A 17,662-nucleotide genomic window follows, 5' to 3' on the forward strand; every position below is an offset into this window, starting at 1 on the left:
ACCGCCGGGCCGCCGGGGCCGCGTGGGCCGGTGCAACCGCCGGGGTACGGCGCGGCGGCTACAGCACGAGGGACAGCAGCAGGACGAAGCCCAGGCCGACCACCGAGATGATGGTCTCCATCACCGACCAGGTCTTCAGGGTCTGTCCGACGGTCATCCCGAAGTACTCCTTGACCAGCCAGAACCCGGCGTCGTTGACATGGCTGAAGAACAGCGAGCCCGCCCCGATGGCCAGCACCAGCAGGGCGGTCCCGGTGGTGGACATGCCCGCCGCGAGCGGGGCCACCAGGCCGGCCGCCGAGATCGTCGCCACCGTCGCGGACCCGGTGGCGAGGCGGATGGCCACGGCGATCAGCCAGGCCAGCAGAAGGGTCGGGACGGCCCAGTTCTGCGACAGGTCCAGGATCATCTGGCCCACGCCCACGTCGATCAGCGTCTGCTTGAAGCCGCCGCCCGCGCCGACGATCAGCAGGATGCCGGCGATCGGAGCCAGCGACTTCTCGACCGTGGTGGACAGCCGCTCCCGGGTGAACCCGGCGGCCCGGCCGAGGGTGAACATGCCCACCAGCACCGCCGCGAGCAGGGCGATCAGCGGGGAGCCCGCGACGTCGGTGACGCGCTGCACCGGGTTGGCCGGGTCGTTGACCACGATGTCGACCAGGGCCTTGACCAGCATCAGCGCCACGGGCAGCAGCACGGTGAAGACGGTCGCCCCGATCCGCGGGCGGTGCTCCGGATCCGCCGAGGGCCGCTGCGCAATCAGGTGCTCCGGCGCTGGGATGTCCACCCACCGCGCCGCGTACCGGGAGAACAGCGGCCCGGCGATGATCACGGTCGGTATCGCCACGAGCACGCCGAGGGCGAGGGTGACGCCCAGGTCCGCGTGGAGCGCGTCGATGGCGACGAGGGGGCCGGGGTGCGGCGGGATCAGCCCGTGCATCACGGACAGGCCGGCCAGCGCCGGGATGCCGATCCGCATCAGGGAGTAGTCGCCCCGCTTGGCCACCAGCAGCACCACCGGGATCAGCAGCACGATGCCGACCTCGAAGAAGAGCGGCAGCCCGATCACCGAGGCGATCAGGACCATGGCCCACGGCATGGCCCGGCCCTTGGCCCTGGCCAGGATCGTGTCGACGATCTCGTCCGCGCCGCCCGAGTCCGCCAGCAGTCTGCCGAGGATCGCGCCGAGGGCGATGAGCACGCCCACGCCCGCGACCGTCGAACCGAGTCCGGCGGTGAAGCTGGTGATCGTCTTGCCCAGCGGCGCGCCCGCGAACACCCCGAGGGCGAGCGAGCCGACCGTCAGCGCCAGGAAGGCGTGCAGCTTGAGGCGGGTGATGAGCAGGACGATGACGGCGATGCCCGCGAGCACGGCGATGCCCAGCTGGGTGTTCCCGGCCGAGGTGATCGGCCCGGTGCCTGCCGCCGCCAGTGTCTCGACGCTGAGACCGGTCACGGTGACGTTTCCTTCGTTCGTTCTCGGGTGGTTCGTCAGTTCTCGGGTGTGCGGAGCCGGCGCAGGGCGGCCAGCGCCCGTTCGGTGATCTCTTCGGACGAGCCGGACACGTCGACGACGAGGCCGGCCTCGTCCTCCTGGAGGGGCTCCAGGGTGGCGAACTGCGAATCCAGCAGGGCGGCGGGCATGAAGTGGCCCGTGCGGGCCGCCATCCGCCGCTCGATCAGCGGACGTTCACCGGTCAGATGGACGAAGACCGCCCCGGGTGCGGCGGCGCGCAGCCGGTCGCGGTAGGAGCGCTTGAGCGACGAGGCCGCGACCACGCCTCCGCCCCCGCCGAGTCCGGCCCGGTCGCGCATCCAGTCCCCGAGGGCGTCGAGCCAGGGCCACCGGTCGGCGTCGTCCAGCGGGGTGCCGGCCGACATCTTCGCGACGTTGGCCGCGGGGTGGAACGCGTCGCCCTCCGCGTACGGAAGCGCCAGGGCCTCCGCGAGCAGCCGGCCCACGGTCGTCTTGCCCGTGCCTGCCACGCCCATCACCACAATGACGCGCTGGGTGCTCACGTCGTACCTCGCTGTCCTCGTCGACGCCGGTCCGTGCGGGCACCACTGAAGCCTATTAAGTAGTACTTATTCAAGGGGTGGTCGGTAAAACATCGCACCTTTTGTTGGCCGGGCCGTCACCGTACGCTTACGCCATGACCACCGAAGGCAGTCCTGGACCGGGACAGGGACTCCACTCCCGCGTGCTGGACACCCTCGGGCTCGCGATCACGGCCGGGGAGTACCCGCCCGGCAGCGTGCTGCGCACGGACGAGATCGCCGAGCGCTTCGACGCCTCCCGCACGGTCGTGCGCGAGGTCGTCCGGGTCCTGGAGTCGATGAGCCTGGTCGAGTCCCGACGGCGGGTCGGGGTCACCGTCCGTCCCGCCGAGGAATGGAACGTCTACGACCCGCGGGTCATCCGCTGGCGGCTGGCCGGCACCGACCGGCCCCGGCAGCTGCGCTCCCTCACCGTCCTGCGTTCCGCGATCGAGCCGGTCGCGGCGGGGCTCGCGGCGGCCCGGGCCACGCCCGAGCAGTGCGCCGAGCTGACCGAAGCCGCCCTCGGCATGGTCCGCACCTCGCGCGGCCACCAGCTCGAGGGCTACCTGCGCCACGACATCGCCTTCCACCGCGTCGTGCTGAACGCCTCCGGCAACGAGATGTTCGCCCGCCTCGGCGATGTCGTCGCCGAGGTGCTGACCGGCCGCACCGAGCACGCGGTGATGTTCCACGATCCCGATCCGGCGGCCGTCACCCTGCACGTGCGGGTGGCCGAGGCGGTCCGGGAGGGCGACGCGGCGCGTGCCGAGGCCCTGACCCGCCAGATCGCCGTCGGCGCCCTCGAGGAGCTGGACGTACTCGCCCCGTAGGGGGCCGCCGGCGGCCGTCCGGCGATAATGGCGCCGAGCAGCAAGGCAATGGAGACGCCGGGCCGGTGTGACGGCCCGGCAGGATCAAGGGAGCCCCCGATGGACGTGCAGCACTTCGAGCGGATCACCGCATTCATCGAGGCGCGGCTCACCCCGCTGTTCGACGCGCAGACGGGCAGCGAGTACGGCTTCGGGATGGACGACACCTCCCGCGCCCTGCGCGCGCTGCGCAACGCCGTGCTCGAAGCCTCCGCCATCAAGGGCCTCATCGCGCAGCGGGAGTCGGCCGACGCGGCCATGCGGCGCGTCATCGACCAGTCGGTGGAGCACAACTGGGACGTGCTGCGCGGGATCGCCCGCCAGTGGGAGGACCACGCCGACTTCCGCCACGAGTTCAAGCACCACGCGTGGGAACTCGACCACCACGCCGTCACCGTGGAGAGCTGACCCGCGCCCCCACCCCCGCGCCGGGTCGGACCCCTGCCCGCGTCGTCGCGGCGGGCAGGGCGACCGAGGACCCGGGATCCACGGCTCCGCGGTCCCCGTTCCGACCTACTCCGCGGTCTTGCGCGGAGTCGTCTGCTGGACCGCCCAGCCGTTTCCGTCGGGGTCGGAGAAGTAGACGAAGGAACCCCACGGCAGGTCCTGGATCTCCGTCACCTCGACACCCCGGCCGCGCAGGTCCTCGTACGCCTCCTCGATGTCGGCGACGACGACCTGCATGTTGTCCAGGGATCCCGGGGTCATCCGGGTCAGCCCCGTGCCGATCGCGATCGAACAGGCCGAGCCGGGCGGGGTCAGCTGTACGAAGCGGACGTCCTCGCTGACGGTGTGGTCGTGGTCGGCGTGGAAGCCGATCTTCTCGTAGAAGGCCTTGGCCCGGTCGACATCGGTGACGGGCACGGCGACCAGTTCGAGTTTGATATCCATACCGGCATCATGCTCCAGAGACGGTCTTCGCGCCGTCCGGCGCCACGTCCGCGGGCGTGTCCGACGTCGCGAACTGCGTGCGGTACAGCTCCTCGTACCGCCCGCCCACCGCCAGGAGTTCGGTGTGCGTGCCGCGTTCCACGATCCGGCCGTCCTCGACCACCAGGATCAGATCGGCCGCCTGCACGGTGGACAGCCGGTGCGCGATCACCACCGCGGTCCGGCCCGCCAGGGCCTCGCCCAACGCCTCCTGCACCGCCGCCTCCGAGGTGGAGTCCAGGTGGGCGGTGGCTTCGTCGAGGATCACCACGCGCTGACGGGCCAGCAGCAGCCGCGCGATGGTCAGCCGCTGCCGCTCGCCGCCGGACAGGCGGTAGCCGCGCTCCCCGACGACCGTGTCCAGCCCGTCGGGCAGCGAGGCGACGAGGCCGTCCAGGCGGGAGCGGCGCAGGGCCTCCCAGATCTCCTCCTCGCCGGCTTCCGGCCGGGCCAGCAGCAGGTTGGCCCGGACCGACTCGTGGAAGAGGTGCCCGTCCTGGGTGACCATGCCGAGCGTCTCGCGGATCGAGTCGGCCGTGAGGTCCCGAACGTCGACACCGCCGAGGCGGACCGCGCCCGCGTCGGCGTCGTACAGCCGGGGCAGCAGCTGCGCGATCGTCGACTTGCCGGCGCCGGAGGAGCCGACCAGGGCGATCATCCGGCCGGGTTCGGCGCGGAACGACACCTCGTGCAGGACCGGCGTGCCGCCCCGGGCGTCGAGGGTGGCGACCTCCTCCAGGGAGGCGAGCGAGACCTTGTCGGGCGACGGGTAGGCGAAGGAGACGCGGTCGAACTCCACGGACACCGGCCCGTCCGGCACCGTACGGGCGTCCGGCTTCTGCGTGATGAGCGGCTTCAGGTCGAGGATCTCGAAGACCCGCTCGAAGCTCACCAGCGCGCTCATCACCTCGACGCGGGCCCCGGCGAGCGCGGTAAGCGGCGCGTACAGCCGGGTCAGGAGCAGGGCGAGGGCCACGACGGAGCCCGCGTCCAGGGTCCCGCGCAGGGCGTAGAACCCGCCCAGCCCGTAGACGAGGGCCAGGGCCAGGGCCGAGACCAGGGTCAGGGCGGTGATGAAGGCGGACTGGGCCATCGCCGTGCGGATCCCGATGTCCCGCACCCGCGCGGCCCGCGCCGCGAACTCCGCGGACTCGTCGGCCGGCCGTCCGAACAGCTTGACGAGCGTCGCGCCGGGCGCGGAGAAGCGCTCGGTCATCTGCGTGCCCATCGCCGCGTTCAGCGCCGCGGCCTCCCGCTGCATGGCCGCCATCCGCGCCCCCATGCGGCGGGCCGGCAGGACGAACACGGGCAGCAGGACGAGCGCCAGCAGAGTGATCTGCCAGGAGATGCTCAGCATCACGGCGAGGGTCAGCAGCAGGGTCACGGTGTTGGCGACCACCCCGGACAGGGTGTTGGCGAACGCCCGCTGGGCGCCGATCACATCGTTGTTGAGGCGGCTGACCAGGGCCCCGGTCCGGGTCCGGGTGAAGAAGGCGACCGGCATCCGCTGCACGTGGTCGAAGACCGCCGTCCGCAGATCGAGGATCAGCCCCTCGCCGAGGGTGGCGGAGAGCCGGCGGGTCAGCAGCCCCAGGCCCGCCTCGGCCACCGCGATCAGCGCGATGAGCAGGGCGAGGCGGGTCACGGTCCCGGTGTCGCGGCCGCCCACGATGGCGCCGACGATCCGGCTGGCGAGCACCGGGGTGGCCACCGCGAGGAGCGCCGTGACAACGCTGAGCAGCAGGAAGAGGATGAGCCCGCGGCGGTGCGGGCGGGCGAAGGAGGCGACCCGGCGCAGGCTCGCCCGGGATACCGGGCGACGGTCCTGCTGGGCGTTGATCGCACTGTGCAGCGAGGTCCAGGCGGTGACTTCCATGTCCATGGCCGGAACGGTACGACCTCAACCGAAGTCGAGGTCAAGCATCCGCGCCGTCCGCTCCGACACGGGTCAACTACGCCTCGCGCGACGGAATTTCACGTCCTGCGGCCGCTGTCGGTGCCCGGTGTCGTCATCGGTCCGTGACGCAGGGATCCGAGTCCGCACGCTTCGGCGAGCACGCCACCGACACCAATGCCACCACGATGCGGCGGGCCGTCACGTCGGCGGGTCGGATCCGCAGTTCCCCGGCCCAGGCCGCCGGGGTGTTCGGCGGGTATCCCCAGTGCGCCTCCGACCGCATCACCAGCCCCGTCAGGGCCTCCGCCTCGGCCGCCGGCGCGCCCCTGACCTCTGTCGATTCCTGACCTCCCCATGGTCCGCGACAGGGCCGTGCGATAGATTCGGCCAGCCCACGGCACATCATTTCCCACCCACGCGGAGACAGGCTTCTCAATGAGCGACATCATCAACGGACTTGGCCGCACCAGCGCGTACGGCGCCCTCGGCCTCGTGCTGCTGATCCTCGGCATCGTCCTCGTGGACGTGCTGACGCCCGGGAAGCTCCCCAAGCAGATCTGGGAGGAGCGCAACCGCAACGCGGCCCTCTTCCTCAGCTCCGCGCTCCTCGGCATCGGCGGCATCGTCTTCACCTCGATCTGGACGACGTACGACGACTTCGGCAAGGGCCTGCTGTCGACCGCGGCCTTCGGCCTGCTCGGCCTGATCCTGATGGCGGTGGCCTTCCTGGTGCTCGACGTGGTGACCCCGGGCAAGCTCGGCGCCATCGTGGTCGACCCGGAGCCCCACCCGGCGGTCTGGGTCTCCTCGGCCTGCAACCTGGCCGTGGCCGCCATCGTGGCGGCTTCGATCGCCTGACATGCGCACGACCGAGAGCGCCGCACCCAACCGGGAGCGGCGCTCTCGTCGTAGGCGGTGCGGGCCGCTCTACGCCAGCCCCAGCGCGAAGACCGCGAACCCCGCCGCCAGCAGCCCCGCCACGGTCCGGCGGACCGCCGGGGCCGTGCGTCCCTGGGGCGCCGGACCCTCGAACCGCCTCGCGTACCGGGCGATGGCGACCAGCAGCACCGCGAACACCGGCATCCACGCCACCCGCGCCGCGATCCAGCCCAGGCTGTCCGGCGCCGTCGTCAGCCCCGCCACCTCGCCCAGGAAGGACCCGGGAACCGCCGCGGCCAGCATGGCCGTCTGGTGCCAGCACAGGATCGTCATGGCACACAGGTTGACCACGACCACCGGCGCCCACAGGGCCTGCCGGGCCAGCAGCCTCGCCAGCCGGTCGCGCAGCAGGATCGCGGCGCCCGACTGGGCCGCCGCCAAAGCCAGGACGAGCAGCGACGGCGGGTGCGAGTTGGTCCGCTCCGCGCCCGGCACGCCCACCATCGAGGCCGGGTAGTGGAAGACCACGAGCAGCGCCGCGAACAGCAGCGTCCCGCCCGCCAGCAGCAGGTAGCCCCCGCGCCGCCCGATCCGCCCCTCGCCCCAGCCGACACCCAGCTGGTAGGCGAACAGCCAGCCCGGCAGGATGTTGAGCAGCGCGACCCAGCCCGGCACCGAGCCGGCGAGCGGCCCGTAGCGCAGGAAGTCCACCACGGCGACCGAGACGAGCAGCGGAGCCGCCGCCCACCCGCCGAGCCGGCCCGCCGCCCGCACGCAGTACGGGGTCAGCGCGGTGATCACCACGTACACCCCGACGAACCACAGCGGCTGGATCACCAGCGTCGCCCCGGTCCGCAGCGTCGCCTCCGGCACTCCCGCCGCGTACAGCACCGGCGCCGCCAGCGCCCATACCGCCGTGACCCCGAGCACCGGCCGCCCCAGCCGGACGATCCGCCCCTTCAGCCACGCGCCCGTCGAGCCCGTGCGGCGCCGGAAGGACAGTGCCGAGGCGTAGCCCCCCACGAGGAAGAAGATGCCGAGCATCTGGAGCACCCAGCTCGCCGGGGCCAGCGCGCCGAAGGCCGACAGCGGACTGGCGTTGTGCAGGCCGCCGTCGGCGTCGAGGGTGAAACCGCCGAGCAGCCAGTGGCCGGTGGGCACGGCCAGCAGTGCCAGGGCGCGCAGCCCGTCCACCGCCCGGTCCCGGTGGGCCGGGGTCTGCCGCTCGATGCCGTCGGCGGTCCGCTTGAGCAGGGCCCGTACGCGCGCCGTCATCGGACCTCTCCCGCCGCGATCGCGGCGAACGCCGCCAGGGACTGGCTGCCGGCCGCGAAGTAGCCGGTGTGGCCCCGCACGTCCGCGGCGGGCACCCGGCGGGCGCCGAACGCCGCCGAGGCGGGGTCGGAGCCGTGGCCGACGCCGGCGAACTCGACGTTCGGCACGTCGGCGATCCAGTCGGAGGGACCGCGGGCCGCCCACACCCGGGCGCCGGTGCGCAGCGCGGCCGCGGTGTCGGCGCGCATGCCGGGGGAGCCGAAGGCCACGATGTCGGTGGCGTCCGTGTGCTGGGCCGCCAGCCCGCAGACCACCGAGCCGTAGCTGTGGCAGAACAGCACCGGGTCGGGTGCGCCGACGGCGTCCAGCCCCGCGGTGAAGCGGGCCAGGCGCGGGGCCCCGGCCTCGGCCAGCCGGCCGTCGGCCGCGTCCAGGCCCACCCCGACCGGGGTGGTGTAGCCGACCCACGCGATGACCGCGGTGGAGTCGCCGGCGGCCGCGCGCAGCGCCCGGGCCATCCCGGCCGGGCCGCCGGCGGGCTCGCGCCGGGCGTCGTGACGGGTGGCGTCGTTGTCCGACCCCGGCACGATCACCGACACGTGCGCCGCGTGCTCCAGGTCCCCGAACACCTCGGCGATCTGGCCCCGGCCGCGCGGGTCGAAGGCCAGGATCTGCCGGTCCGGCGCCCCGAGCGGGGCGTGGCGGGCCTCACCCGTGGCGGCGATCGCCAGCCGGTTCGCCTCGTACCGCAGGGGGAGCGGAGCCCCGTCCAGGTTCCCCACCACGAGCGGGTGCGACCGTACGAGCTCCCGGCGCGCGGCCTCGTCCAGCCCGGCGAAGAACCGCGTCACCTCGTGCGGCGTCGCGGTCGCCGGATCGGGCAGCGCCCGGCCGGACACCGTCTCGGCCCGCCAGGCGGCCGTGCCGGGCGGCGGCCCGGTGACCACCCGCTGACTGTCGCCGGAGGCCCACCCCGCGGTCCCCCCGACGACGGCGACCGCCAGCGCGGCCGTGGCCATCGTCCTTCCGAAGCGGCGCATGCCCCTTCTCCTCTCCTCGTGACGAGGAGGAAGGTAGGAAGGAGGTACCGGCCCGTACGTCGGACCGTGGAGCCAAGTCGGATGTCATACCCCGGTAGGGGGTGGAGGAGAAGCCGTGCTCAGTGGGAGTCGCCCGGCCGCACCACGCCCGCCTCGTACGCGAAGATCACCGCCTGCGCCCGGTCCCGCAGGCCGAGCTTGGCCAGCACCCGCCCGATGTGCGTCTTGACCGTCTGCTCCGCCAGCACCAGGTGGCCCGCGATCTCCTGGTTCGACAGCCCGCGCGCGATGAGTTCCAGTACCTCGGTCTCCCGCGGGGTCAGGCCGTTCAGCCGCAGCGCCGGATCCTTGCGCGGCGCCGGACGCTGCTGCACGAAATCGGCGATCAGCCGCCGCGTCACCGAGGGCGCCAGCAGCGCCTCGCCCGACGCGACGACCCGTACGGCGGCGATCAGGTCGGCCGGGGGAGCGTCCTTCAACAGGAATCCGGAGGCGCCCGCGCGCAGCGCCTCGTACACGTAGTCGTCGATGTCGAAGGTGGTCAGCATCAGCACCTTCGGCCGGTGCACCACCCCGGGCGGGGGGTCGAGGAGCTCCCGGGCCGCCGTGAGCCCGTCCATCTCCGGCATCCGCACGTCCATCAGCACCACGTCGGGGTGCGTGGAGCGGGACACTTGCAAGCCCTGCCGGCCGTCGGGCGCCTCGCCCACCACGTCGATGTCGGCCTGGGCCGACAGCAGCGCGGCGAACCCCGCCCGCACCATGGCCTGGTCGTCGACGATGATCACTCGGATGGTCAACTGGGTTCCTCGTCAGGGGTGTTCAGGGGCAGGCGGGCAGCGACCCGGAAGCCGCCGCCGGGCAGTGGACCGGTGTCCAGCGTCCCGCGGGTCAACCGTACGCGTTCCCGCATTCCCACCAGGCCGTGCCCCGTGCCCGAACTCTCCAGCGCCACCACGGGCTCCGGAGCCGGACCGTTGACCACGAGTACCAGTACCTCGTCCGCGTCGACGGTCACCGACACCCGGGCCGCCGCCCCGGGCGCGTGCCGGACCACGTTGGCGAGCGCCTCCTGCACGATCCGGTACGCCGACAGGTCCACGGCGGGCGGGGCCGCCTCGGACGCGCCGGCGGCCAGCGACAACTCCACCGGCTGCCCGGCCCGTACGGTCGCCTCCACCAGCTGCTGGATCCGGCCGATCCCGGGCTGCGGGGCCCTCTCGCCCTCGGCCCGCTCCGTCCCGTCGCCGCGCAGCACGGTCAGCAGCCGCCGCATCTCGCCCAGCGACTCCCGGGCGGCGGCCGCGATCGCCGCGAACTCCTCCCGCACCGGCTCCGGCATGCCCGGCAGCCGGTACGGCGCGGAATCCGCCTGCACGGTGATCACCGACATGTGATGGGCCACCACGTCGTGCAACTCCCGCGCGATCCGGGCCCGTTCCTCGAGCAGCGTGCGCCGGGCCCGCTCCGCTTCGCTGATGCTCTCCTGCTCGGCGATCCGCTGCTGCGCGTCGCCCAGCCCGCGCAGGGCGCCCGTCAGCGCCAGCATCACGCCGCCGAGCACGAACAGCAGCGCGGCGGTGTTCATCGAGCCCGCCGGCTGGAAGAAGCCCAGCACCGTCCCGACCGCGCCGGTCGCCAGCCACACCCCGACCAGGGTCCGGATGGACTCGCGCAGCCCCAGGCACGCCATCAGCAGCAGGTAGCCGACGATCACCATCGGCGTCCACGGCCAGGCGTGCGCGGACACCCGCTCGGCGTGGATCAGCAGCACCGCGCCGATCGTGTCGGCGAGCAGGATCACGGCCCAGGCGTGCACGGGCCGGGTCACCGCGAGCAGCAGCGGCACGGTCTGCGCCACGCCCAGCGCGCCCGCCCAGCCGCCTCCCAGCCCGTAGTCGTTGGCCAGCACGGTGATGGTCACCGGCAGCAGGGTCACCACGAAGACGCCGACCACGGCGAACGGCAGCATCCGCTGCCAGGCCTGGGGCGCCTGCGCGAACAGCGGCTGCGCCGCCCGGGCGGGCGTGCGCAGGACCAGGGCCAGCTGCGCCAGCGCCCCGGGTACCCGCGGGCCGGGGGAGGAGGGGACGGTACGGACGCGTTCGCGGGTCCGGCCGCGCAGCCGGAAGCGGGCTTTGTCGCTCATGATCGGGCCAGCCTATGCGCAACCGACCGGGGCACAGGCTGCCCGCCGGTCGATCACGGGGGAGCTCGCCTTCACGTGCCTGGCCTCCTCCTGCTGCTGCTCCCGTGGCCGCCTACCGCGGCCTCATGACGACCCGGAAGCCTGCCCGCCCGCCGCGGGCGCTCGGTGGCAGCCGCTCGTACCCCCGGAGGCAGCCGGCTCGTTGAGCCGGTATGGAACTGCCGACCATCGCGGCGCCGGGCGTCGGGGAACGGGCCGACGCCGTGGCCGAGGCCGCCTGCCACCTCTACGACACCGTCGCGCCCTGGCGGACCGGCGTGCCCGGGGGGTGGAGCCGGACCGCCGCCGAGGACGCCGCCGAGGCCATCGAGACCACCGCGCACGCCCTCGCGCACATCGACCCGGGGGCCGAAGTGGTGCTCGCGCCCGTGCACGCGGCCCTCGCCGACCTGCGCCGCCGGCTCGGCCTCGCGCCCGCCGACCCGCTGACCGCCGCCGGGCTCCCGGCGACCCCGCGTACGGTCGGCAATCCGCGCCGGACGCGATGGGTCCGGGTGCTCACCCCGCCTTCGCCCCGGCAACCGCCTTCGCGTACAACTTCCTGATGTCCGAGCCGAAGTAGGAGCTGTACGAGGTGTCGGCGGTGTCCCCGCCGGTCTTCCAGCCGCCGATCACCCCGACCACGTCGCCGGTCCTGGTGCGGGCGTCGTAGCGGACCAGGAACGGGCCGCCGCTGGTCCCGCCCGGATAGCCGGTGCAGTCGATCCGCAGGAACGAGCCCGGGATCCGCGCGTCCCTGCTGGTGAACTTCGTGGTCCGGTTGACGCACCGGCGCGGGCGGGCCGCCGAGGACGGGTGGCCGATCAGCGTGACCTGCGGATGCGCGTAACCGGCCCCGGTGACCAGGCGGTTGCCGCCGACCACGCTCTGCACCGGGACCCCGGCGGCGTTCGGCCCCACCTGTGCGAAGGCCACGTCGAGCCCGGCCGCGCGGTCGGCGCCCCGCGACCGGTAGCGCGGGTCGATCCAGATCCGGGACCGCCCGGCGGCGTCCCGCAGGACGGGGAACATCCCGTACGGCTGGGGCTTCGCGCGCGTGTAGCGCGGTACGAACGCCACCCGCCGGGTGTCCGCGCCGAGCAGGCAGTGCGCCGCGCTGAGCACCAGGTCGCGCCCCGGGGAGGCGACCACGCTCGCGGTGCAGAAGTACGACCCGGCGCCCTTGACCACGAACATCCGGCCGACGACCGGGATGCCGTCGAAGTTCTGCCCGACACCGGGCGCCGCGGCGGCGGGCAGCGCGGCAGCCGGCCTGCGGACGGGAGGGGGAGCGGGAGGGGACGAAGGGGGCGGGGCGGGCGTTGACGGGGACGGGGGCTCGGCCGCCGGAGCCGGCGGGACCACCGGGTCCGACGGCCCCGCGGGCGGCGGTGCGGGCTCTGGGGGCGGCAGCGTCCCGGCCGGCGGCGCGGGTTCCGCGGGCGGCAGCGTCCCGGCCGCCGGTACGGGCTCCGCCGGCGGCAGCGGGGCGGCCGAGGCCATCCGCTCGGCGGTCCAGAAAGCCTGTGCCTCCCGGGCGGACCACCGGCCCACCGCGGCCTGCGCGGCGCCGCCCGCCTCGGCGCCGGGCAGCGGCCCGGTCGGCAGCAGCAGGGCGGCGGCGACCGCCGCGGCCATCGTCAACGTACGTCGCATGCAGTCTCCTAGAGCGCCTGGGGGAAGCGGAACAGACGGTCGGGGTCGTAGGCGCGGCGGACGGCCTCCAGCCGGGGCAGGTTCGGCCCGTAGTAGGCCTCGCGCCAGTCGGCGAGCCGCGGGTCGGTGTAGTTCTGGTACGCCCGGCCGCTCGCCCACGGGCGCAGGTCCTGCCAGAGCCCGTCGAGCCAGGACTGGTGCCGGGCCACCTCGGGGGCCGTCGCGGTCGGCGGCCAGTAGGCGAGGTACTGGGCGAGGAAGGCGCTGTCGCGGTGCACGAAGGCGGTTTCCGAGGCCCCGATCCGGTTCAGGGCGCCGCCGCAGACCCCGTCGAACTGCACCACTCCGCGTCCACCGGGCGGAACCGCGGAGCCGTACCGCCGGACGGCGGCCAGCACCGCGCCGACCGCCGCGTCCGGCAGCCCGGGGCCCGTCCAGAAGTCGGAGCGCGCCGCGTACGAGTCCCGGCCCAGCAGGCCCGCGGGGCCCCGGCCGGGAAGACTGCCCGGCAGCCGGCACTGCTCCGCGCTGCGCTCCAGGCAGCCCGACAGGGTCCGTACCGTGTCCCCGTAGCTCCGTACGGTGCTCCGGCCGTCCCGGGACGGGCGGCCGACCAGGTCTGACAAGCGGGTCAGCTGCCGCTCCAGCTCGGACCGCCCGTCGAGGCACACCACCCGGACCGCCGGGGGCGGCGCGGCGGAGCCCGCCTCGACCGTGAACTCCACCTGGGACCAGAACGGGTCCGGGAGTGCGGACAGCCAGCGCTGCCAGCCGAGCAGGACCGCCGCCGAGTCGCCGTCGGGCCAGTGCAGTTCGGCGAAGGCGCAGTCGCCCGCCGGGTGGGTGCGGAACCGGAACTCGGTGACGACCCCGAAGTTGCCGCCCCCGCCGCCGCGCAGGGCCCAGAACAGGTCCGGGTCCCGGTCCGCGGACACCTCGCGGACGGACCCGTCGGGGGTGACCGCCCGGGCGGCGGTGAGCCGGTCGCAGGTGGCGCCGTACGCCCGCGAGGACAGGCCCAGGCCGCCGCCGAGGGTGAGTCCGGAGATGCCGACGGAGGGGCACAGCCCGGTCGGGACGGCGAGCCCGCACGCGGCGAGGGCGGCGTTCACGTCCCCGAGCCTGGCCCCGGCGCCGATCCGTACCCCGTCCCCCTCGGCCTCGACCGCGGCCATCGCCCCGACGTCGACGACCAGACCTCCGGCGCGGGTCGACCATCCCGCGTAGCCGTGTCCGCCGCCCCGGGCGACCACCGGCACGGCCGTACGGCGGGCGAAGTCCAGGCAGACGGCCACATCGCCCGCGTGGGCGGGATAGGCCACCGCCCCGGGGGCCACGGAGTCGTACCGGGGCTGGAACAGCTGCCGGGCCTCGGCGAAATCGCGGTCGCCGGGGAGCACCAGCCGGCCGTCGAGCCCGCGTGCGAGCGCGGCGTGGTCAGGGCCCCGGCCCGCCGCCCCCACGGAGGCGAGGACGGCCGCGGCCGCACTGCCCAGGACCTGGCGACGACGGAGGCTCATGCCCCCTTCCTGCCACCGCCCGCACCGATCGGCGTGAAGGCGGGCCCCCACACACCGCGCTGACCCCCGAACGGCCCACGGCCGGCCGGCGCGGGCCGGCCGGCCGTGGGCCGCTGCGGGTCGGCGCGGCCGGCCCCGGCAGGTGCGGGCCGGCCGGCGCCCGTCAGTCGGTGCCGAACTCCATCGCGGCGCGGTCGAGCATCTGCTCGTCGTCGCCCTCGGCCAGACCGCGGGAGGCGATGACCTCGGCGCCGCCCTCCGGCATCGCACCGATGAGCCCCGTCGAGGCGGCCTGGGCGGCGCCGATGAGGGTCTCGTGCGTGTTGCCGACGATGCCGAGAGCGGCGTACTGCTCCAGCTTGGCGCGGGAGTCGGCGATGTCGAGGTTGCGCATGGTGAGCTGGCCGATCCGGTCCACCGGGCCGAACGCCGAGTCCTCGGTGCGCTCCATGGAGAGCTTGTCCGGGTGGTAGCTGAACGCCGGGCCGGTGGTGTCGAGGATCGAGTAGTCCTCGCCGCGGCGCAGCCGCAGGGTCACCTCGCCGGTGACGGCCGCGCCGACCCAGCGCTGGAGCGACTCGCGGATCATGAGCGCCTGCGGGTCGAGCCAGCGGCCCTCGTACATGAGGCGGCCGAGCCGGCGGCCCTCGTTGTGGTACTGGGCGAGGGTGTCCTCGTTGTGGATCGCGTTGACGAGGCGCTCGTACGCGGCGTGCAGCAGGGCCATGCCCGGGGCTTCGTAGATGCCGCGGCTCTTGGCCTCGATGATCCGGTTCTCGATCTGGTCCGACATGCCCAGGCCGTGGCGGCCGCCGATGGCGTTCGCCTCCATGACGAGCTCGACCGGGGAGGCGAACTCCTTGCCGTTGACCGTCACCGGGCGGCCCTGGTCGAAGCCGATGGTCACGTCCTCGGCCGCGATCTCGACCGAGGGGTCCCAGAACCGCACGCCCATGATCGGGTCGACGGTCTCGACGCCGGTGTCGAGGTGCTCCAGGGTCTTGGCCTCGTGGGTGGCGCCCCAGATGTTGGCGTCGGTGGAGTAGGCCTTCTCGGTGCTGTCGCGGTAGGGGAGGTCGTGGGCGAGCAGCCACTCCGACATCTCCTTGCGGCCGCCGAGCTCGGTGACGAAGTCGGCGTCGAGCCACGGCTTGTAGATGCGCAGGTGCGGGTTGGCGAGCAGGCCGTAGCGGTAGAACCGCTCGATGTCGTTGCCCTTGAAGGTGGAGCCGTCGCCCCAGATCTGCACGTCGTCCTCGAGCATCGCCCGGACCAGCAGGGTGCCGGTGACGGCGCGGCCCAGCGGCGTCGTGTTGAAGTACGCCCGCCCGCCGGAGCGGATGTGGAACGCGCCGCAGGTGAGTGCGGCCAGGCCCTCCTCGACCAGCGCGGCGCGGCAGTCGACCAGGCGCGCGATCTCGGCGCCGTACGCCGTCGCACGGCCGGGCACCGACGCGATGTCGGGCTCGTCGTACTGGCCGATGTCGGCGGTGTAGGTGCAGGGGACGGCACCCTTGTCGCGCATCCACGCGACCGCGACGGAGGTGTCGAGTCCGCCGGAGAAGGCGATGCCGACGCGCTCGCCGGTGGGCAGGGAGGTGAGAACCTTAGACATAGGAAGAGTATGCGGCATCCTGCATGATCATGCAACGTCGTCGTTCGGAGAGTCCCGGATCAGCTCTTGCGCGCCGACGGCAAGCCCCGGGGGAAGCCCCGGGGGGGGAGAGGCTTCCGCCCGGCCGGAGCCGCGGCTCACCGCCCGGCCAGCGGGTTGGGCAGCTGCGCCCACTGGTCGCCCGGCACCCCAGGGCTCAGCCGCATCAGGGTGAGCGCCTTCGTGGGCAGCGTCCCGGTCAGCAGGGCCGCGGTGTCGTCGGTGGCCGGCAGCCCGGCCGCGGCGGAGGCGAAGGCCTCGGCGAACGCGGCCGCCGAGCCCGCCGTGGCGCCCAGCGCCCCGGTCAGCACGGAGCCGAAGAGCTTGCGCCGCAGGGCGGTCACGTCGTCGGTGATCAGCCGTCCTGACAGCGGCGGCACCGGCAGCCCGTGCCGGACCAGCCGGGCCGGGCTGATCCGGATGTCGGCGAGATCGCGGTAGACCAGCCGCACCGGGGCGCCGGTGGCGGACAGGACGACCAGGAGGTTCTGGCCGTGGGCCTCCAGGGCCACGCCGAGCTCCAGCACGCGCAGGGACACCGACAGCGCGAGCCGGGCGAACTCGGCCAGCCAGGCCGCCGAGCGCGCCGGGGGGAACCAGGCCAGCGCGGCCACCGGCAGCACCCGCTCACCCGCGGCGGTGTCCGCGTACACCTCCGGCGGCTCGCGCAGCACGGCCGCGAGGTCCGGGCTGTGGGCGGTGACCGCGCCCAGCGTGCGGGTGACGTGCAGCCGCCCGTCGAGCCGCTCCGACAGGGCCTGGGCGAAGGCGGACACGGCCGCCGCCGTCTCGATCGAGTAGCCGGAGATGTCCCGCACCGAGGAGGTCAGCCGGGTGCTGAGCGCCGTCTTGACGTGCGCCCCGCCCGCCACCGGGGCGAGCGTCCGCAGCGCCATCAGCGGATGCGCCGCGAAGCCGTCCCGCACGCGCTCGTGCGCCAGCGCGTGCCGCGCCTGCCAGGGGTGCACCGGGATCAGGACCCGCCCTCCGTCCCGCAGTTCCGCCGGCCAGCCGTCGGTGAGCAGGCACTCCTCCGCCCGTACGGCGACCAGCCCGAGCTCGACCACGGGCCGGTGCTCGGGCGCGTACGCCAGCTGCTCGGCCACCGAGAAGCCGGGCCGGGAACGGCAGTTCGGGTGGTACGGATGGCCGTCGACCACCCGCTGCTCCCACTCCCGGGTGGTCAGCGGCCCGGGACCGTCCGCGTCCTCGGATCCGTACGTGTCCGTGTCCGGCCGGCCGGCCCGGGAGAGCGCGAGCGAGGCCGTGCTGCCGTCCAGCTCGGCGGCGAACCCCTCCCCGTGCGGCACGCCCAGGGCCGCCACCAGCCGGGCGGCCCCCCGGTGGGGCTTCCCGTCGAGGAGCAGCTCCCGCACGTACGGCGTGGTGGCGTAGGCGTCCGGCAGCGGCCCCTCCAGCCGGCCGCCCCCGGCCAGCAGCAGCGTCAGCCCGTCGGCGCTCCGCTCCCGGCCCACCACCCACGGCAGCGGCTCGAAGGCCAGGGCCCGCCACAGCCGGGTCAGTACGGCGGCGCGTGCCCCGCCCAGCGCGCCGGTGTACGCCGCTTCGAGCGCCGGGCGCACCGAGACCAGCTCTGCTGCGACCGCCTCTTCGGCGGGGGAAGCGGGAAGGTACATGCTGGGAGCTCCGTACATCGGGATACCGCTTTTCAGGATGATCACGTCATCATCGCGGATACTGATGATCACGGCCG

Annotated in this window: 17 protein-coding genes; 5 read left to right on the forward strand and 12 right to left on the reverse strand. The window is 74.1% G+C overall.

Annotated elements, in window-relative coordinates; genetic code table 11:
* Nucleotides 1-58: 58 nt before the first annotated feature.
* Together BGK67_RS30280 and BGK67_RS30285 are read right to left on the reverse strand one after the other, a co-directional pair.
* Entirely contained in the window at nucleotides 59-1,456 is a 1,398-nt protein-coding gene (locus BGK67_RS30280) for a GntT/GntP/DsdX family permease (protein WP_069923058.1), read from the reverse strand.
* A 35-nt stretch (nucleotides 1,457-1,491) separates the two neighbouring features.
* Complete coding sequence (locus BGK67_RS30285; RefSeq protein ID WP_069923059.1) at nucleotides 1,492-2,019, reverse strand: gluconokinase; 528 nt, start codon at nucleotides 2,017-2,019, stop codon at nucleotides 1,492-1,494.
* Between the two features lie 134 nt (nucleotides 2,020-2,153).
* Here BGK67_RS30285 and BGK67_RS30290 point away from each other — a divergent pair, with 134 nt between their 5' ends.
* Complete coding sequence (locus tag BGK67_RS30290; protein WP_069923060.1) at nucleotides 2,154-2,870, forward strand: FadR/GntR family transcriptional regulator; 717 nt, start codon at nucleotides 2,154-2,156, stop codon at nucleotides 2,868-2,870.
* A 99-nt stretch (nucleotides 2,871-2,969) separates the two neighbouring features.
* The gene (locus BGK67_RS30295; protein WP_069923061.1) at nucleotides 2,970-3,317 is read left to right on the forward strand and encodes a hypothetical protein; all 348 of its coding nucleotides are present in this window, start codon (nucleotides 2,970-2,972) and stop codon (nucleotides 3,315-3,317) included.
* A gap of 105 nt (nucleotides 3,318-3,422) precedes the next feature.
* Here BGK67_RS30295 and BGK67_RS30300 read toward each other — a convergent pair whose 3' ends face one another.
* Together BGK67_RS30300 and BGK67_RS30305 are read right to left on the reverse strand one after the other, a co-directional pair.
* Nucleotides 3,423-3,800, reverse strand: coding sequence for a VOC family protein (locus BGK67_RS30300; protein ID WP_069923062.1), 378 nt, complete (start codon nucleotides 3,798-3,800; stop codon nucleotides 3,423-3,425).
* Nucleotides 3,801-3,807: 7 nt separating this feature from the next.
* Nucleotides 3,808-5,721: an ABC transporter ATP-binding protein gene (locus BGK67_RS30305; RefSeq protein WP_069923063.1), complete on the reverse strand. Its 1,914-nt coding sequence runs from the start codon at nucleotides 5,719-5,721 to the stop codon at nucleotides 3,808-3,810.
* Nucleotides 5,722-5,858: 137 nt separating this feature from the next.
* Between BGK67_RS30305 and BGK67_RS30310 the strand changes: the two genes are divergently transcribed.
* Both BGK67_RS30310 and BGK67_RS30315 read left to right on the forward strand, forming a co-directional pair.
* On the forward strand, nucleotides 5,859-6,083 hold the full coding sequence (locus tag BGK67_RS30310) for a hypothetical protein (RefSeq protein ID WP_069923064.1): 225 nt from the start codon (nucleotides 5,859-5,861) through the stop codon (nucleotides 6,081-6,083).
* An 88-nt stretch (nucleotides 6,084-6,171) separates the two neighbouring features.
* Nucleotides 6,172-6,594 (forward strand): DUF350 domain-containing protein, encoded by a 423-nt coding sequence (locus BGK67_RS30315; protein ID WP_069923065.1) that lies wholly within the window; start codon nucleotides 6,172-6,174, stop codon nucleotides 6,592-6,594.
* Nucleotides 6,595-6,663: 69 nt separating this feature from the next.
* On the opposite strand, the gene BGK67_RS30320 is transcribed toward BGK67_RS30315, so the two are convergent.
* From BGK67_RS30320 to BGK67_RS30335, 4 genes are all read right to left on the reverse strand, one after another.
* Nucleotides 6,664-7,890, reverse strand: coding sequence for an acyltransferase family protein (locus BGK67_RS30320; RefSeq protein WP_069923066.1), 1,227 nt, complete (start codon nucleotides 7,888-7,890; stop codon nucleotides 6,664-6,666).
* Complete coding sequence (locus BGK67_RS30325; RefSeq protein WP_069923067.1) at nucleotides 7,887-8,930, reverse strand: alpha/beta hydrolase; 1,044 nt, start codon at nucleotides 8,928-8,930, stop codon at nucleotides 7,887-7,889. The genes BGK67_RS30320 and BGK67_RS30325 overlap by 4 nt, the downstream gene beginning before the upstream one ends.
* Nucleotides 8,931-9,049: 119 nt before the next feature.
* Nucleotides 9,050-9,730 carry a response regulator gene (locus tag BGK67_RS30330; protein ID WP_069923068.1) on the reverse strand — a complete coding sequence of 227 codons (681 nt, stop codon included), beginning with the start codon at nucleotides 9,728-9,730 and terminating at the stop codon, nucleotides 9,050-9,052.
* Entirely contained in the window at nucleotides 9,727-11,079 is a 1,353-nt protein-coding gene (locus BGK67_RS30335) for a histidine kinase (protein WP_079154456.1), read from the reverse strand. The genes BGK67_RS30330 and BGK67_RS30335 overlap by 4 nt, the downstream gene beginning before the upstream one ends.
* Nucleotides 11,080-11,291: 212 nt before the next feature.
* Here BGK67_RS30335 and BGK67_RS30340 point away from each other — a divergent pair, with 212 nt between their 5' ends.
* Entirely contained in the window at nucleotides 11,292-11,684 is a 393-nt protein-coding gene (locus BGK67_RS30340; protein WP_069923069.1) for a hypothetical protein, read from the forward strand.
* Here BGK67_RS30340 and BGK67_RS30345 read toward each other — a convergent pair.
* The 4 genes from BGK67_RS30345 to BGK67_RS30360 form a co-directional block, all read right to left on the reverse strand.
* The gene (locus BGK67_RS30345; protein ID WP_141754090.1) at nucleotides 11,638-12,774 is read right to left on the reverse strand and encodes a serine protease family protein; all 1,137 of its coding nucleotides are present in this window, start codon (nucleotides 12,772-12,774) and stop codon (nucleotides 11,638-11,640) included. The genes BGK67_RS30340 and BGK67_RS30345 overlap by 47 nt on opposite strands.
* A gap of 8 nt (nucleotides 12,775-12,782) precedes the next feature.
* Nucleotides 12,783-14,294 (reverse strand): FAD-binding oxidoreductase, encoded by a 1,512-nt coding sequence (locus BGK67_RS30350; protein WP_079154457.1) that lies wholly within the window; start codon nucleotides 14,292-14,294, stop codon nucleotides 12,783-12,785.
* Between the two features lie 163 nt (nucleotides 14,295-14,457).
* On the reverse strand, nucleotides 14,458-15,909 hold the full coding sequence (gene argG, locus BGK67_RS30355) for an argininosuccinate synthase (protein WP_069923071.1): 1,452 nt from the start codon (nucleotides 15,907-15,909) through the stop codon (nucleotides 14,458-14,460).
* 137 nt (nucleotides 15,910-16,046) lie between these two features.
* Nucleotides 16,047-17,585: an IucA/IucC family protein gene (locus BGK67_RS30360; RefSeq protein ID WP_069923072.1), complete on the reverse strand. Its 1,539-nt coding sequence runs from the start codon at nucleotides 17,583-17,585 to the stop codon at nucleotides 16,047-16,049.
* Between the last annotated feature and the right edge of the window lie 77 nt (nucleotides 17,586-17,662).

This window comes from Streptomyces subrutilus (genome assembly GCF_001746425.1).
GTDB classification, from domain to species: Bacteria; Actinomycetota; Actinomycetes; order Streptomycetales; family Streptomycetaceae; genus Streptomyces; species Streptomyces subrutilus_A.

Excerpts from the sequence above, each read along its gene's own strand:
- BGK67_RS30290 (WP_069923060.1), top strand. The coding sequence starts at position 2,154 with ATGACCACCGAAGGCAGTCCTGGACCGGGACAGGGACTCCACTCCCGC.
- BGK67_RS30320 (WP_069923066.1), bottom strand. The coding sequence starts at position 7,890 with ATGACGGCGCGCGTACGGGCCCTGCTCAAGCGGACCGCCGACGGCATC.
- BGK67_RS30335 (WP_079154456.1), bottom strand. The coding sequence starts at position 11,079 with ATGAGCGACAAAGCCCGCTTCCGGCTGCGCGGCCGGACCCGCGAACGC.
- BGK67_RS30360 (WP_069923072.1), bottom strand. The coding sequence starts at position 17,585 with ATGTACCTTCCCGCTTCCCCCGCCGAAGAGGCGGTCGCAGCAGAGCTG.
- BGK67_RS30315 (WP_069923065.1), top strand. The coding sequence starts at position 6,172 with ATGAGCGACATCATCAACGGACTTGGCCGCACCAGCGCGTACGGCGCC.
- BGK67_RS30325 (WP_069923067.1), bottom strand. The coding sequence starts at position 8,930 with ATGCGCCGCTTCGGAAGGACGATGGCCACGGCCGCGCTGGCGGTCGCC.
- BGK67_RS30350 (WP_079154457.1), bottom strand. The coding sequence starts at position 14,294 with ATGAGCCTCCGTCGTCGCCAGGTCCTGGGCAGTGCGGCCGCGGCCGTC.
- BGK67_RS30305 (WP_069923063.1), bottom strand. The coding sequence starts at position 5,721 with ATGGACATGGAAGTCACCGCCTGGACCTCGCTGCACAGTGCGATCAAC.
- argG (WP_069923071.1), bottom strand. The coding sequence starts at position 15,909 with ATGTCTAAGGTTCTCACCTCCCTGCCCACCGGCGAGCGCGTCGGCATC.
- BGK67_RS30345 (WP_141754090.1), bottom strand. The coding sequence starts at position 12,774 with ATGCGACGTACGTTGACGATGGCCGCGGCGGTCGCCGCCGCCCTGCTG.
- BGK67_RS30295 (WP_069923061.1), top strand. The coding sequence starts at position 2,970 with ATGGACGTGCAGCACTTCGAGCGGATCACCGCATTCATCGAGGCGCGG.
- BGK67_RS30340 (WP_069923069.1), top strand. The coding sequence starts at position 11,292 with ATGGAACTGCCGACCATCGCGGCGCCGGGCGTCGGGGAACGGGCCGAC.
- BGK67_RS30300 (WP_069923062.1), bottom strand. The coding sequence starts at position 3,800 with ATGGATATCAAACTCGAACTGGTCGCCGTGCCCGTCACCGATGTCGAC.